Origin of the sequence: Sphingobacterium sp. 1.A.4, from assembly GCF_002734245.1 — a bacterium.
Taxonomy (GTDB): domain Bacteria; phylum Bacteroidota; class Bacteroidia; order Sphingobacteriales; family Sphingobacteriaceae; genus Sphingobacterium; species Sphingobacterium tenebrionis.
This window is the reverse complement of record NZ_PEAZ01000027.1, coordinates 1-641: the sequence shown is the minus strand read 5'-3', so window position 1 is coordinate 641 and position 641 is coordinate 1. Positions and strand designations below refer to the sequence as shown.

The following is a 641-nucleotide window of genomic DNA, read 5'->3' as shown; positions in this document are numbered from 1 at the left end:
GATACCACAACCCTGCCCGAACACCTGGAAGGCTTTGAGTCCCATTACGGAAAACAGAGTGAATCCATCGTCGCAGATGCCGGATATGGTAGCGAGCAGAACTACGAGCTGATGGAAGGACAGGGTATAACCGCTTTTGTGAAGTACAATTACTTCCATATGGAACAAAAGCGCAAGGATAAACAGGATCCTTTTTCGGTACAGAACCTATATTACAACCAGCAGGAGGACTTTTATGTGTGTCCGGCAGGACAAAAGCTCAGCTTTATCGGTCATGCAACCAGAGTCAGTGCCAACGGATACACTGCCCAGGTCAGCTGTTATCAGGCTCGGCGATGCGAAGGCTGCCCGATGCGCAGTGGGTGCCATAAAGCTAAAGGCGATCGGCTCATTGAAGTGAACCACAGGCTCAATCAGCTCAAGGATAAAGCCCGGGAAAGACTGCTATCGGAAGAGGGAATGTACCATCGGAGCAAGCGACCCATAGAAGTGGAAGCTGTTTTCGGTCAGATGAAAAGCAACAACAGGTTTACCCGGTTCACAATGAAAGGACTGGAGAAAGTCGCTGTGGAGTTCGGATTGATGGCCATTGCCCATAACCTCAGAAAATGGGCAAAAAAGTGGAAAGACAAAGCTTTTAT

The 641-nt window shown here is 48.8% G+C and carries 1 protein-coding gene; it reads left to right on the top strand.

The features are described from left to right. A partial coding sequence (locus tag CRJ00_RS02620; RefSeq protein WP_144038073.1) for a transposase occupies window positions 1-641 on the top strand: 641 nt, incomplete at both ends.